The sequence below is a fragment of the Polynucleobacter sp. TSB-Sco08W16 genome (assembly GCF_018687455.1).
GTDB lineage: Bacteria > Pseudomonadota > Gammaproteobacteria > Burkholderiales > Burkholderiaceae > Polynucleobacter.
This window is the reverse complement of record NZ_CP061291.1, coordinates 1,669,783-1,682,893: the sequence shown is the minus strand read 5'-3', so window position 1 is coordinate 1,682,893 and position 13,111 is coordinate 1,669,783. Positions and strand designations below refer to the sequence as shown.

11 protein-coding genes are annotated in these 13,111 nt (G+C 45.2%); 4 read left to right on the top strand and 7 right to left on the bottom strand.

The window, feature by feature from the left end; genetic code table 11:
* Positions 1 to 19: 19 nt before the first annotated feature.
* The 7 genes from purH to FD961_RS08355 all read right to left on the bottom strand — a co-directional run bounded on the left by purH (position 20) and on the right by FD961_RS08355 (position 7,342).
* A complete protein-coding gene (purH, locus tag FD961_RS08385; RefSeq protein WP_215393451.1) occupies positions 20 to 1,600 on the bottom strand; it encodes a bifunctional phosphoribosylaminoimidazolecarboxamide formyltransferase/IMP cyclohydrolase in 1,581 nt (526 codons plus the stop codon).
* Between the two features lie 37 nt (positions 1,601 to 1,637).
* The gene (locus FD961_RS08380; protein ID WP_071466166.1) at positions 1,638 to 1,877 is read right to left on the bottom strand and encodes a helix-turn-helix domain-containing protein; all 240 of its coding nucleotides are present in this window, start codon (positions 1,875 to 1,877) and stop codon (positions 1,638 to 1,640) included.
* Positions 1,878 to 1,923: 46 nt separating this feature from the next.
* Positions 1,924 to 2,940: a tRNA dihydrouridine synthase DusB gene (gene dusB / locus FD961_RS08375; RefSeq protein ID WP_215394410.1), complete on the bottom strand. Its 1,017-nt coding sequence runs from the start codon at positions 2,938 to 2,940 to the stop codon at positions 1,924 to 1,926.
* Positions 2,941 to 3,093: 153 nt separating this feature from the next.
* Entirely contained in the window at positions 3,094 to 4,251 is a 1,158-nt protein-coding gene (locus FD961_RS08370; protein ID WP_215393450.1) for an FAD-dependent monooxygenase, read from the bottom strand.
* Between the two features lie 3 nt (positions 4,252 to 4,254).
* Positions 4,255 to 5,619 carry an aminopeptidase P N-terminal domain-containing protein gene (locus FD961_RS08365; RefSeq protein WP_215394409.1) on the bottom strand — a complete coding sequence of 455 codons (1,365 nt, stop codon included), beginning with the start codon at positions 5,617 to 5,619 and terminating at the stop codon, positions 4,255 to 4,257.
* Positions 5,612 to 6,328 carry an N-acetylmuramate alpha-1-phosphate uridylyltransferase MurU gene (murU, locus tag FD961_RS08360; RefSeq protein ID WP_215393449.1) on the bottom strand — a complete coding sequence of 239 codons (717 nt, stop codon included), beginning with the start codon at positions 6,326 to 6,328 and terminating at the stop codon, positions 5,612 to 5,614. Before murU ends, FD961_RS08365 begins: the two co-directional genes overlap by 8 nt.
* Before the next feature lie 12 nt (positions 6,329 to 6,340).
* On the bottom strand, positions 6,341 to 7,342 hold the full coding sequence (locus FD961_RS08355) for an aminoglycoside phosphotransferase family protein (RefSeq protein ID WP_215393448.1): 1,002 nt from the start codon (positions 7,340 to 7,342) through the stop codon (positions 6,341 to 6,343).
* A gap of 33 nt (positions 7,343 to 7,375) precedes the next feature.
* Between FD961_RS08355 and FD961_RS08350 the strand changes: the two genes are divergently transcribed.
* From FD961_RS08350 to rsmA, 4 genes are read left to right on the top strand one after another with little or no spacing between them, the layout of a single operon-like run.
* Entirely contained in the window at positions 7,376 to 9,895 is a 2,520-nt protein-coding gene (locus FD961_RS08350; protein ID WP_215393447.1) for an LPS-assembly protein LptD, read from the top strand.
* A complete protein-coding gene (locus FD961_RS08345; protein WP_371817150.1) occupies positions 9,892 to 11,346 on the top strand; it encodes a peptidylprolyl isomerase in 1,455 nt (484 codons plus the stop codon). Before FD961_RS08350 ends, FD961_RS08345 begins: the two co-directional genes overlap by 4 nt.
* On the top strand, positions 11,312 to 12,328 hold the full coding sequence (gene pdxA, locus FD961_RS08340; RefSeq protein WP_371817149.1) for a 4-hydroxythreonine-4-phosphate dehydrogenase PdxA: 1,017 nt from the start codon (positions 11,312 to 11,314) through the stop codon (positions 12,326 to 12,328). Before FD961_RS08345 ends, pdxA begins: the two co-directional genes overlap by 35 nt.
* 3 nt (positions 12,329 to 12,331) lie before the next feature.
* Positions 12,332 to 13,108: a 16S rRNA (adenine(1518)-N(6)/adenine(1519)-N(6))-dimethyltransferase RsmA gene (gene rsmA / locus FD961_RS08335; RefSeq protein WP_215393446.1), complete on the top strand. Its 777-nt coding sequence runs from the start codon at positions 12,332 to 12,334 to the stop codon at positions 13,106 to 13,108.
* The last annotated feature ends 3 nt before the right edge of the window (positions 13,109 to 13,111 follow it).

Below are 13,111 nucleotides of genomic sequence, written 5' to 3'. Positions count from 1 at the left end.
GTATTCCAACTCTTGTTTATTAGTGACGGAAATGACGGGTACCAGTGAAGATCATAGCGATCCCATGTTCATTGGCTGCAGCAATGATTTCATCATCACGCATGCTACCCCCTGGTTGAATCGCACAACTTGCCCCACCATTGACTACTACATCTAGGCCATCACGGAATGGGAAGAAAGCATCGCTTGCTACAGCGGAGCCCTTAAGACTGAGGCCTGCGTTTTCAGCTTTGATACTGGCCATCCGCGCAGAATCCACGCGACTCATTTGGCCCGCGCCAATACCCAGAGTCATACCATTTGCACAGTAGACGATCGCATTTGATTTAACAAACTTGGCAACCCGCCATGCAAACATCATGTCATTTAACTCGCTAGGTGTAGGCTGTCTTTGGCTAACTACACGCATTTCACTTTGCAAAACATTCTTCGCATCTGGTGATTGAACTAGCAAGCCACCGCCAACTCGTTTGAAGTCATAGGTATTGAATGCATTCCCTAATGGAATTTCTAAAAGACGTACATTTTGTTTGGCAGCAAAGATGGCTTTTGCTTCATCGCTAAAGCTAGGAGCAATCAACACCTCTACAAATTGTTTGGATATCTCTTGGGCAGCGGCACCATCACAAGGAACGTTAAAGGCAATGATTCCACCAAAAGCTGAGCTGGGGTCAGTTTTGAAAGCCTTTTGATAGGCTTCTAGTGCTGTTGCGCCTACCGCTACACCACAAGGATTTGCATGTTTGATGATGACGCAAGCTGCAGCCCCGCCAACGTTGCCAGTAAAGCTCTTCACGCACTCCCATGCAGAGTCGGCATCGGCGATATTGTTATATGAGAGTTCTTTGCCCTGCAATTGCTTATAGTTTGCAAGGGCGCCCTCTACTGGATAGATGTCTTTATAGAAGGCTGCAGATTGATGTGGGTTCTCACCGTAACGCATCTCTTGGACTTTTTCAAAGGCCAGATGCAGAGTTTCTGGATAAGCAGAGCGTGCCTTATGATCCAAATCATCACCCAGTGCAGACAGATAGTTAGCTATCGCGCCATCATATTGTGCTGTATGTGCAAATACCTTTTTAGCTAATGCCAAGTTCGTTTTGTAAGAAACCGCATTTTGCTTGGATTTCATTTCAGCCAATACCGGAGCGTAATCTTCAGGTGAGATAAGCACAGTTACATCTTGATGATTCTTAGCGGCTGCACGTAGCATGGCTGGGCCACCGATATCAATATTCTCAACTGCATCTTCAAATGAGCAACTTTCTTTAGCAACAGTCTCATTGAATGGATATAGGTTGATGACCAACATATCGATCGTATCGATACCGTGCTGCTTGAGCGCCGCCATATGCTCCGGAAAGTCTCTACGGGCGAGAAGGCCGCCATGAACCATTGGGTGTAGTGTCTTTACCCTGCCATCTAACATTTCTGGGAATTTAGTCAAAGAAGAAACCTCGACTACGGGTAAGTTATTTTCAGTCAAAAGTTTTGCTGTGCCACCAGTAGAGATGAGTTTGACGCCTTGCTCATGTAGAGCTTTGGCAAAAGGCACGATGCCACTTTTATCGGAGACGGAGAGTAGGGCTGTACGGATCATAGTTTTCGAAAGATTGAATAATTAAATGGCTTTAGGATTACTTCAGAATTTGGTGCTCGACCAATTTCTTATGGAGGGTATTACGGTTAATACCAAGGTACTGGGCAGCCAAAGATTGATTCTGTTTGGCATGCTGCATGACAAGCTCTAACATCGGCTTCTCAACTACTGCTAACACCATGTCATATATGTCGGTTGGTGGCGTACCTTTAAGGTCATTAAGGTATCCCTGGAGTTGCATTTCAATGCATTCAGTAATGGGGTGCTTATTACTCATAAAATTCTATAAATCCTTAAAGCTAAAAATAAAAATAACTTGATTGCTAGGCTGCTTCTAAAAAAAGCAAGCGGTCAGAATGCGATTTCATCTCATCAAAATAATCATTCACCATTTGTAGCTGTGTTCTGCAATCATCAGCGGTGTTCATGCGTTGACGGAAGGCATGTGAATCACGCAATCCTTTGCAGTACCAGCCAATATGTTTACGGGCAGTGCGAAGACCAATGTGCTCGCCATAGAACTCGTAGTGATCGAGGAGGTGGGCATTCATGATGGCCTGAATTTCATTAATCTCGGGGGTAGGTAGCTTGCCACCGGTTTCTAAATAATGATTGATTTCACGAAATATCCAAGGGCGCCCTTGTGCGGCGCGGCCAATCATGATGGCATCAGCACCAGTAATCTTTAAGACCAGATCTGCTTTTTCTGGAGTATTGATGTCGCCATTGGCAACTACTGGAATACCAACATTATTTTTAACGGCAGTAATCGTTTCGTACTCTGCCTCACCGTGATAGAGGTCAGCTCGTGTGCGTCCATGAACCGTGAGCATCGAGATGCCAGACTTTTCTGCAAGACGCGCAATCTCAATGGCATTTTTATGCTCACGATCCCAGCCTGTGCGGATTTTTAAAGTAACCGGGACTGCATCTGGACCTACACCTACCGCATTGACCACCGCTTCTAGAATTTGTTTTACCAGTGGCTCGTCACGCAGTAATGCAGAGCCTGCAGCAACATTGCATACTTTCTTCGCAGGACAGCCCATATTGATATCAATAATTTGTGCGCCATGAGCTACATTGATTTTTGCAGCGGCCGCCATCATTGCTGGATCTGCACCTGCAATTTGGACTGCGATTGGTTTAAATTCGCCCACATGATTAGCGCGACGTTGTGTCTTTTCACTTTTCCAAAGCAGGGCGTTAGAGGCCACCATTTCTGAGACGGCATAACCAGCGCCTAATTTCTTGCAAAGTTGCCTAAATGGACGATCCGTTACCCCGGCCATAGGGGCTACAAAAAGTCTATTTGCAAGGAGGTGGGGACCAATCTTCATCGAATGAGGGTTTTGCTTGTGTAACGCAGTCAAAGTGTTGCGGAAAGCATGACACTTTAGCACAATCGAGCTCAAATCTGCCTATTTTTTAGGCAGATTGCTTGATAGAGGTAAAACAAGAAAAGCTTGGGTTTAGAGGGTTATTTAAGCCTCTTAGCGCCTTCCAAACATCATCTGGCGAGCTAAGGCTGTTTTGACTGGAGGAAGCCACTGAAGGGCTGATAAAGCCAATCCACGAGCCATCACTATTGGAGTTAAATTTGACGTAAATACTCGGGCCATAAAGTCTGTCAGGCCAATGGTTGTTGTTCTATCAGCCTTACGACTTTGCGCATAGCTTTCCAATGTATTTTGAATCTGCTCTGGGGTTTGCGTATTTGCTACGCCGGAAAATAGCTCAGCCAATTTTTCTGCAAGTAAAAAAGCATCACGTAAGCCTAAGTTCAAACCTTGTCCTGCGACCGGGTGCAAAGTTTGTGCGGCGTTACCAATCCAAACTTCATTCGCCTTTGTAATTTGTTTGCGATAGTTCAGACCAAGTTGATATAGGCGACGATCTTGAATTTTGAGAAAACGCCCAATGCGGGAACCAAATTCATTTTGTAAAGAGATGAGAAATTCTGCATCGCTTAGTTGTAAACGTTGCTGCGATGATTCTGGAGCGCCGCACCATACTAGGTTCAAAATATTGGAACCATAGTGACTCGGCAGAACTGCCAATGGACCCTCAGCAGTAAAGCGCTCCCAAGCTTGATGAGGGGCTGCATTTTCTGCTTCAACCAAACCCACTAGGGCTGATTGACCATAGTCTCTGCCGGATTCAACCCAGTCTTGTTTTGTAAAGAGACCGCCCTCAGCATGCACGATACACCTAGCATTGATGACTGGATGCTCATGATTACCGTCAAGGTGTTGCCAAATAAAATTTGGACTCTTCGCCTTTATCTCTCTTAATGCTTGACGAATAGTAAGGTGAATATCGCGATAGCGAACGATATGGCCGAGAGCATCTTGTTGGAGTTCCTCGCGAGTCATCAGGGCGCGACCAAAGCGACCCGCTTGAGAAACATGAACACGATGAATGTCAGCACAATCAGTTGGCCATGCATTGATCGTATTGAGCAACAATTTGCTGCCATGTGAAAGGGCAATGCCACGACTGTCAGCGGCTACTAGGTCAGCATCATCGGCTGGGTTACGGTCAAGCAGTATGAGATTTGCATCAGGAAATTTTTGTAATGTCCAAGCAGCACAGGCAAGGCCAACAGGGCCACCGCCATGAATCAAAATATCGCAATTCTTTGAGCCCATGATTTAGATATTTTTCATGAGTGCTTCAATTTCATCGGCGTTGACTGGAACACCCCGAGAAATCAATTCGCAGCCCGAGTCATTAATGACTGCATCATCTTCAATGCGGATACCAATATTCCAGAAGGCTTGATTAATATCATCGGCAGGTCTGACATAAAGACCTGGTTCGATCGTGATGACCATGCCACTTTTCAGAATACGCCAAGGCTTTTCTTCTTGAGCTGTAGCAATAGATTCGCGGTACGAGCCCACGTCATGAACATCCATGCCTAGCCAATGGGAGGTACGGTGCATATAGAAGCGGCGATATGCCCCAGTTTCAATGGCATTTTCGACTGAACCTACTTCTGAAAGTTTGATGAGTTTTTCATCTAGCAATCCTTGAGTAAGTACTTTGAGCGCAGCCTCATGAGGTTGCATAAAAGTATTTCCCGATTTTGTTTGTGCAATTGCTGCTTCTTGTGCAGCGAGCGTGATGTCATAAAGCGCACGTTGCGGCCCAGTAAATTTTCCGCTAACTGGAAAGGTGCGGGTGATATCAGAGGCATAGCCGTCTAGCTCACAGCCTGCATCAATTAAACAGAGTTCGCCACTACGTAATTCGGTAGAGCCAGCGCGATAGTGCAGAATGCAGGAGTTAGCTCCTCCAGCAACAATGCTGTTGTAGGCAACACTTTGGGCTCCACTATGACGGAACTCATGAAGTAATTCTGCTTCCAATTGGTATTCACGCATACCGGGCTTACAGGCTTTCATGGCACGTACATGAGCACGTGCAGAAATAGCGGCAGCACGACGCATGATATCGATCTCATGAACGTCTTTGAATAATCGCATTTCATGAATGAGTGTTTCAACATCATGAAACTCAGAAGGTGGATTTATTCCGCTGCGAGCTTGTCCACGCACTTGTTTCATCCAGTGGCGTACACGTCTATCTGCTTCTGCGCTCTCAGCTAGACGAATATAGACTGAATCTTGATCGGCCAATAGTTCACCCAGTTTTTGATCCAGATCTTGATTGCTGTGCGCATACTCAATGCCAAGGGCTACTGGTGCAGCTTCAGGCCCCAAGCGAATACCATCCCAAATTTCTCGTTCAAGATCCTTGGGCCTGCAAAATAAATGGGATTGAACTTGAAAGCTTTTACCAGTTGCTTCAACCTTCATCACTAGGGTTGCGCCTGGCTCTTCAAAACCTGTCAAGTAGAAAAAATCACTATCGTGCCGATAGGGAAATTCACTATCGCGGTTACGTGCAAGTTCAGGTGCTGTTGCAATAACGGCAATACCACCTCCAGTTTTAGCAAACATCTGTTTTGCTAGGGCATTTCTACGAAGCTGATAAATATCGGTTTTATTCATATGCAGCATTAAGCTCTTGTAAGCGTTGTGGCGTACCTACATCGTGCCATGGGCCGAGATATTTTTCACCGGTCACTTTATTTTGCTCCATTGCTTCTCTGAGTATTGGAGCCAATTTAGCGGGAGCGCCATACTCTAGACCCTGAAAGAGGTCTTTGTGATAAAGGCCAATTCCAGAAAAGGTCAGTCTTTCTGCGCCGCCCAGGTCATGTGAGCTAACTTGAGAACCCTTTAAGTAGAAGTCTCCCTCGGGATGTTGGCTGGGATTTGGCACCATAAAAAGATGCGCCAAGGGTATATTGGGACTCTTACTGAATTTAGAGGCTGTATCCAAGATTGTCTCTATTGGTAGATTGGGGCTAAAGACATCTCCATTAATGACTAGGAAATAGTCATCTGGCTTAAGTAGGGGTAAAGCTTTCACAATCCCGCCTGCAGTTTCTAAAGCGCTTACCTCTGGTGAGTATTGAATGTCGAGGCCAAATTGCTCGCCTGCACCTAAAGCAGCTTCAATCTTGTGACCAAGCCAAGCATGATTGATGACTACATTTTTAATGCCCGCATTCGCAAGCGCTTCTAGATGCCACGCAAGAAGCGATTTGTTATGAATGCTTAATAGAGGTTTGGGTAAATCATCAGTAAGTGGGCGCATACGCTCACCTCTACCTGCAGCAAGCAAAAAACAAGGAAGAAGATTGCTTTTATGCATTCTGTTTTCTAATTATTCTTTTTTTGAGCGAGTGGACTCTAATAGTCGTGCTAGTGGTTTAAGTTCGATATAGCGATTTGCTGTAGCAATAGCGTATTCCAAAACCAACGGGATGTCTTTGAGGTAACCATCCTTGCCATCGCGATGAAAGAGTCTGGCAAAGATCCCCAGAACCTTAAGGTGGCGCTGCAGGCCCATCCACTCGAAGTCGCGATAGAACTGGCCGAAATCATCCGGCATTGGAAGTCCAGCCTTACGGCCTTGTTCCCAAAATTTAATGACCCAATCAATCACTCTTTCTTCAGGCCATGCGATATAAGCATCACGCCATAAAGAAGCGGCATCGTAAGTGATTGGTCCATAGACGGCGTCTTGAAAGTCTAATACGCCAGGGTTATTTTTCTCTGTCACCATGAGGTTGCGTGAATGATAATCACGATGAACATACACTTTTGCTTGCGCTAAATTATTTTCAATGATGAGCTTGAATGATTGCTTCATTTGCGCTTGTTGTACATCAGTCAATTCAATTTCAAGATGTTTACGTAAATACCACTCTGGAAATAAATCCAATTCACGTTGCAAGAGCGCCTCATCATAATTTGGCAGCACATTAGGTTTACTTGCTAACTGCATTTGTATCAATGCATGTGTTGCATCTTGGTAAAGGTGGTTTGCCGTTTCATCATTCAGTTCGGCAAGGTAAGTTTTATTGCCAAGATCATTTAATAAAAGAAAGCCCTTTGCAGTATTTTTTTCCAAAATTTTAGGTACATTGAGGCCTGCTTCAGAGAGCAAAAAGTCGACCTGAATGAAGGCGTCTAGAGGCTCATGCTGTGGAGGGGCATCCATGATGATCAGAGTCCCAAAATCGGGGTTTTTAGACTCGATTCGGAAATAGCGCCGGAAGCTGGCATCAGCCGAGGCTGGCGCCAAAGTATCAAGATCTAATTGCCAGCTAGGCTGGAGGCCTTTTAGCCAGTCACAAAGGGTATTTAAGCGAGCGTCAGTCATGGTCGATTCGTATAATAAGCGGGGTCTGGATCCATGAGTCATTATCGCCTTCGCGCCGGCCTTCGCGCCCCTCTTTTTTTAGCCATAACCCTGCGCGTAACGATGGGGGTGGTATTGCTCCCGTTTGCGCTTTCAGCAAGTGCTCAAGCACCTGCTGCATTACCCCCAGTTTCACAGGCTACTCAGAATTTCACCCTCTTGCCAGATCGCGGAAATGTCACTGTCCTGAAGTTGGATGATCAACTGCGTGTAGGCAAACCCATTGCCGATGGTGAGGCGCTCACTTTTACATCTAGCGATGTGATTGATGGGGTGGTTGAGCGCGATATGCATTTGAAAGGTCGCGCACAAATTCGACGTAATGGCGCTGTTTTAAAAGCAGATGAAATTACCTACAACCCAGATACCGACATTGCAGATTTAAATGGCAATGCCGAGTTGTCTAAAGGTAATACTACCTTTAAGGGCCCCAAAGGACAGTTCAAGATAGATGCCCGTGAGGGTTCCATGGAGACACCTACCTATGAGCTTAGGGATACTCGCGGTAATGGTACGGCAAATAAATTAACGGTTCAAAGCTCCGACATCTTTGTATTTGATAAAGCTACTTACACTACCTGCACTCCAGAAAATATGGATTGGTATTTCACGGTAAGTAATCTAGAGATCGATAACGAGCAAAAAGAAATGGTTGGCACCAATGGTGTGATGCGTTTCTTCAATGTACCCATTGCTTATGTTCCTTATTTCACCGCGCCAACTTCAGGCGAGCGAAGAACAGGCTTGCTGGCGCCAGTGATTGGATATAACTCAAATAATGGTTTGGATATCACGCAGCCTTATTACGTCAACATCGCACCTAATCGTGATTTGCTGCTCATGCCGCGAGAGATGAATCATCGCGGCGTAATGTTGGGCGCATCTTATCGCTTTTTGGATAGAGAATATTCCGGTGTAGCAACTGGTGAGTATTTGCCTTATGACAGGCAAACAGGTACTAATCGCTGGAAATACGATTGGCAGCAAAGACAGGTATTTTTAGGTGGGGTTGGTCCCGGGGGTGCACCATTACCAGGTTCATGGAGCGGTTATGCCAATATGGCCCGAGTATCTGATAGCTTATACCCAACAGACTTTTCTCAAAGTATTGCTGGACAAGTTACTAGTCAGTTTCGACAAGAGGTGGGAACTACTAAACAGCTCACGGGTGAATTGAGTAATTGGACTGTCGGTGCAAAAGCAGCCACTTTTCAAACTCTACAGCCAGATCCAAATAATCTGGTTCAAGCGCCCTATAACGTATTACCAAACATTACAGCTGCCTACAACAATCAATTGAGTCCAGTAGTATCTGACACAAGCGGTAGGTATTTGGCATTACCTACCGGACCAAAGACTACTTTTTCTACTGATTACACCCGCTTCGCTTATGCCTTGGGTAGTAACTTTAATGCACCGCCTCCTGGAGCTTATACGCAAGCTGATCGAACTGTTGTCAAAGGCGCCGTATCACTTCCGCAGATCACCCCTGGCTACTACATTACGCCAACAGTAAGTTTTCAATCGAATACGTATAACGCTACTGCCTATACCGCTGGAACTCCAAATGCTCAAGGGTTCACCATTCCAACTTTCACTTTAGATTCTGGATTGTCATTTGAGAGAGATGCCGCTGAGCTTCATAGCTTCTTTGGGCGAGATATGTTGCTGACAATGGAGCCACGAGCTTTCTACGCATATACCCCTTATCAAAGCCAGGCCAACACTCCTCTGTTTGATACGGCCGATGCAGGTTTTGGTGTATCCCAGATTTTTACTGCCAATAACTTTATTGGTAATGATCGTGTTGCAGACAACAATGCGGCGACTGTAGGCTTGACCAGCAGAATGATTGAGGCTAATACTGGAGCTGAGCGCGCAAACGTAACCATTGCACAAAAGCAGCAATTCACAGCTCAAAAAGTGGGCCTTAATGGCAACATAGCCGATCCTACTACCTACTCTGATACATTAGGATCTGCTTCAGTGCGATTACTGGGTAACTTTAGTGCTGATATGTTTGGCCAATACAACACACAGTTAAATCGATTTGTGCAAACGACAGTAGGTGCGAGTTGGAGACCAACCCCAGGCCGAAGCCTCAATTTTGGTTATCGAAATGTTTGGACCCCGCCTATCCAAGCCTCTTCTCAAAACAATCAAACCTACACACCTTCTGCAACTACAACTGACCAATACAATATCTCGGGTCAATGGCCGCTTACCAGAGAGGTATCTATTTTAGGGCGATGGGGCTACGATGCTTTGACAGTGAAGACTTTGAATACCTTGGTCGGGTTGGAATGGACAAGGGATTGCTGGACTTTTAGGGGAGCTTATTCTCAGGCAGTCAATACCTCACTCATTACCACCACTCAAGTGCTCTTTCAGATCGAATTTAGGGGCTTTGCTAGCGCAGGAAGCAATCCAGTTGATATCATGAAGTTAAATGTTCCCGGATATATGCCTACCTCCAAGCCTATCCCACCTTCCATATATGAGAATTATCAATGATGCTTTGTAGTGCTCGATTAAGAAAAATAATTCAATCTCTGTTTATTTGCGGGACATTTTTGCTGACTGCATTTGCAAGCGCTCAAGACGTACCAAAAGCAAATACAACATCTGATAGCAAGATTCGCAATATTGATGGCGTAGCTGCTGTTGTAAATACTGGGTATGTCACTCGTAAAGATATTGACGACAGAATTGCAGCCCTCAAAAAACAAGGTGCAAAACTGCCTGACGATGGCTCCTTACGTAAGGCCATTCTGGAGCGACTCATTATTGAAAAAATTCAATTGCAAAACGCGGAACAAGAAGGAGTGATTGTTTCCAATAAAGAGCTCGATAAGATTATTGCTGATATTGCTGCAAAGAATAAGCTTAGTTATGCAGAATTTAAGGAAAAAGTGATTGCTTCTGGAAGTACTTTCGACCGATATAAGCAACTGTTGCGAGACGACATCATACTTTCTCGATATCGCGAGCGCGAGGTCGAAGGTAAGATTAAGATCTCGGATGCTGAGGTCGATAACTTCATCGCTGAGAGAACCAGAGCCACGAGTGGGGGCGGTGCTCCTCGGTCTGCGCCAGCAGCTAAGGGGGAGTTAGAGGAAATTGATGTGGCTCAGATTTTTATTCCTGCCGATGCTGGAGTGAGTTCTCAAGCAGAGGCCAAAAAACAAGCGGATAAGTTGCTGCGTGAAGCAAGAGGGGATGCTGACTTTCTACAGCTTGGTGCAATGGCTGCCAAAGATAATCCAAAAATTAAGTTTCAAGAGCTGGGATATCGCACTCCTGAAAGACTTCCCCAATTATTTTATGAAGCAATTCGCAATACTGGCAGTGGTCAAGTTGCTAATGCTGTAGTAAAAAGCCCTGCGGGCTTTCACGTACTAAAGGTTTTGGATCGTCGTGCGGTAGTCTCTAGTTCTAGTCAACAAACATCATCTACTCCGCAGGAAGCAGTGTCTAATATTCCCCAAAATATTATGATTACCCAAACCTTAGCGCGTCATATCCTTTTGCGAAACCGTGCTGGCCTAACTGATCAAGATGCAGAGCGGCGTCTTGCAGGCTATCGCGATCAAGTTAGAGCTAAGACTGCTGATTTTGGTGAGCTAGCAAAAAAATATTCAGAAGATGGCTCTGCATCCAATGGTGGAAACCTTGGGTGGATGGGGCCTGGAGATTTGGTTCCAGAATTTGAACAAGCAATGAATCGTCTGCAAATTGGTGAAGTAAGCAATCCGGTAAAAACTGAATTCGGCTGGCATTTGATTCAAGTGTTAGAGCGACGTGAAGCGCAGCTCACCGTTGAAAAGCAGCGCCAGTTTGCCAAAGCTGCTATTCGTGAGAAAAAGTTTGAGCAAGCTTATCAAGATTGGCTGAGAGAGTTAAGAGACACGGCAACGGTAAAGATCTTGAATGCAGATGATGCAGCAACAAGCGCCCCGCGTTAATATCGCAGTTACTGCAGGTGAGCCTGCTGGTATAGGGCCTGAGATTTCAGTAAGTGCAGCCCAATCTTTCTTGGAAGAGTGCCCCAATGCAAAAATTACTTTATTGGGCAATGCCAATTTATTAGCTGTGGCAGGTCAGAATCAATTCAGCTCCATAGATCGCTTAATCATTCGAGATATTGCTTTAGAGGCCCCCGTAAGTCTGGGGGTATTGAATACTCAAAATGCTCACTATGTCATTGAAACCTTGAATCAAGCTATCGATGGGTGTTTGCAGGGGCAGTTTGATGCTATGGTCACGGCGCCGATTCAAAAAAGTGTTATTAATTTGGCAGGCACACCATTTACAGGACATACAGAATATTTGGCGCAGCGCTGCAAGACTCATCATGTGGTGATGATGCTTTGTGCAACGCTAGCCAAAGGTTTTTTAGGTCTTAAGACGTCAAGAGATTTGAGGGTTGCACTTGTGACAACGCATTTGCCACTACAAACAGTTTCGTCAGCTCTAAGCAAAGAGCTTGTATTGGAAACCATTCAAATAGTGCAACATGATTTGCATACAAAGTTTGGCATCATTAATCCAGTGATTCGTGTTGCAGGATTAAATCCTCATGCCGGCGAGTCTGGCTACTTAGGTCATGAAGAGATTGAAATCATTACCCCTGCAATCGAAGCCGCTAAAAACCTCGGCATTAATGTGTCTGGTCCCTATCCTGGTGACACCATGTTTGATCCTGCTGCCTTAGAGGATGTGGATGCCTTTGTTGCGATGTATCACGATCAAGGGCTAGCGCCTTTTAAATTCGTCAGTTTTGGAGGTGGCGTCAACGTTACTCTAGGGTTGCCAATTATCCGCACTTCTGTAGATCATGGAACTGCTCTTGATATTGCTGGTAAAGGCCTTGCAGACTCGGGCAGTATGCTGGAGGCTCTCCGTTTAGCTTATCAGTTGGCACTTAATCAAAAAGAGAATCGCTAATCTATGCATCGTGCACGCAAACGATTTGGCCAAAATTTTCTTCAAGACCAAGGCGTTATTTATTCAATAGTAGCCCTCATTAATCCTAGCCCCGATATGCATGTAATTGAGATCGGTCCAGGACTTGGCGCCTTAACTAGACCACTACTGAGCAACCTTGATCAATTAGATCTTCTGGAGATTGATCGAGATTTAGTGGCGTATTGGAATCAGGAAAATCTTAAGGGATTAACTGTGATTGAGGGTGATGCTCTCAAATTTAATTTTGATGAGTGGGCGCAGAAGCGTTCAAGTAAAACAGGTCTTTGTAAGGTTGTGGGTAATTTGCCTTACAACATTTCATCTCCCTTACTTTTTCATTTAGTATCGGCTGCGGCTCACATTGATGAGCAGGTCTTCATGTTGCAGGCTGAAGTTGTAGAGCGAATGGTCGCTTTGGCTGGGAGCTCCGATTTCAGTAGGCTATCAGTGATGTTGCAGGCCCGCTATGATATGGAGCTTGTTCTCGAGGTCCCTCCAGAAGCATTTGATCCAGCCCCAAAGGTCAACTCTGCAGTGGTGCGAATGATTCCAAGAAGAGATTTCAATTTAAGTCAGTCGCAATGGAATGCATTAGAACAGGTAGTTGCAGCCGCTTTTTCGCAGAGAAGGAAAATGCTCCGCACTAATTTGCAAAGCTTTTCTGAGAGACTCAAGCTTTCAGAGATAGAGCTTAAGGCGAGAGCTCAAGATATCTCAGTAGATCGGTATATCGAGTGGGCTAAGGTTTTAGCCCCCTAAAAG

Bases quoted from the DNA above. Each gene is read 5' to 3' on its own strand.
- purH (WP_215393451.1), bottom strand. From the start codon at position 1,600: ATGATCCGTACAGCCCTACTCTCCGTCTCCGATAAAAGTGGCATCGTG.
- FD961_RS08380 (WP_071466166.1), bottom strand. From the start codon at position 1,877: ATGAGTAATAAGCACCCCATTACTGAATGCATTGAAATGCAACTCCAG.
- dusB (WP_215394410.1), bottom strand. From the start codon at position 2,940: ATGAAGATTGGTCCCCACCTCCTTGCAAATAGACTTTTTGTAGCCCCT.
- FD961_RS08370 (WP_215393450.1), bottom strand. From the start codon at position 4,251: ATGGGCTCAAAGAATTGCGATATTTTGATTCATGGCGGTGGCCCTGTT.
- FD961_RS08365 (WP_215394409.1), bottom strand. From the start codon at position 5,619: ATGAATAAAACCGATATTTATCAGCTTCGTAGAAATGCCCTAGCAAAA.
- murU (WP_215393449.1), bottom strand. From the start codon at position 6,328: ATGCATAAAAGCAATCTTCTTCCTTGTTTTTTGCTTGCTGCAGGTAGA.
- FD961_RS08355 (WP_215393448.1), bottom strand. From the start codon at position 7,342: ATGACTGACGCTCGCTTAAATACCCTTTGTGACTGGCTAAAAGGCCTC.
- FD961_RS08350 (WP_215393447.1), top strand. From the start codon at position 7,376: ATGAGTCATTATCGCCTTCGCGCCGGCCTTCGCGCCCCTCTTTTTTTA.
- FD961_RS08345 (WP_371817150.1), top strand. From the start codon at position 9,892: ATGATGCTTTGTAGTGCTCGATTAAGAAAAATAATTCAATCTCTGTTT.
- pdxA (WP_371817149.1), top strand. From the start codon at position 11,312: ATGCAGATGATGCAGCAACAAGCGCCCCGCGTTAATATCGCAGTTACT.
- rsmA (WP_215393446.1), top strand. From the start codon at position 12,332: ATGCATCGTGCACGCAAACGATTTGGCCAAAATTTTCTTCAAGACCAA.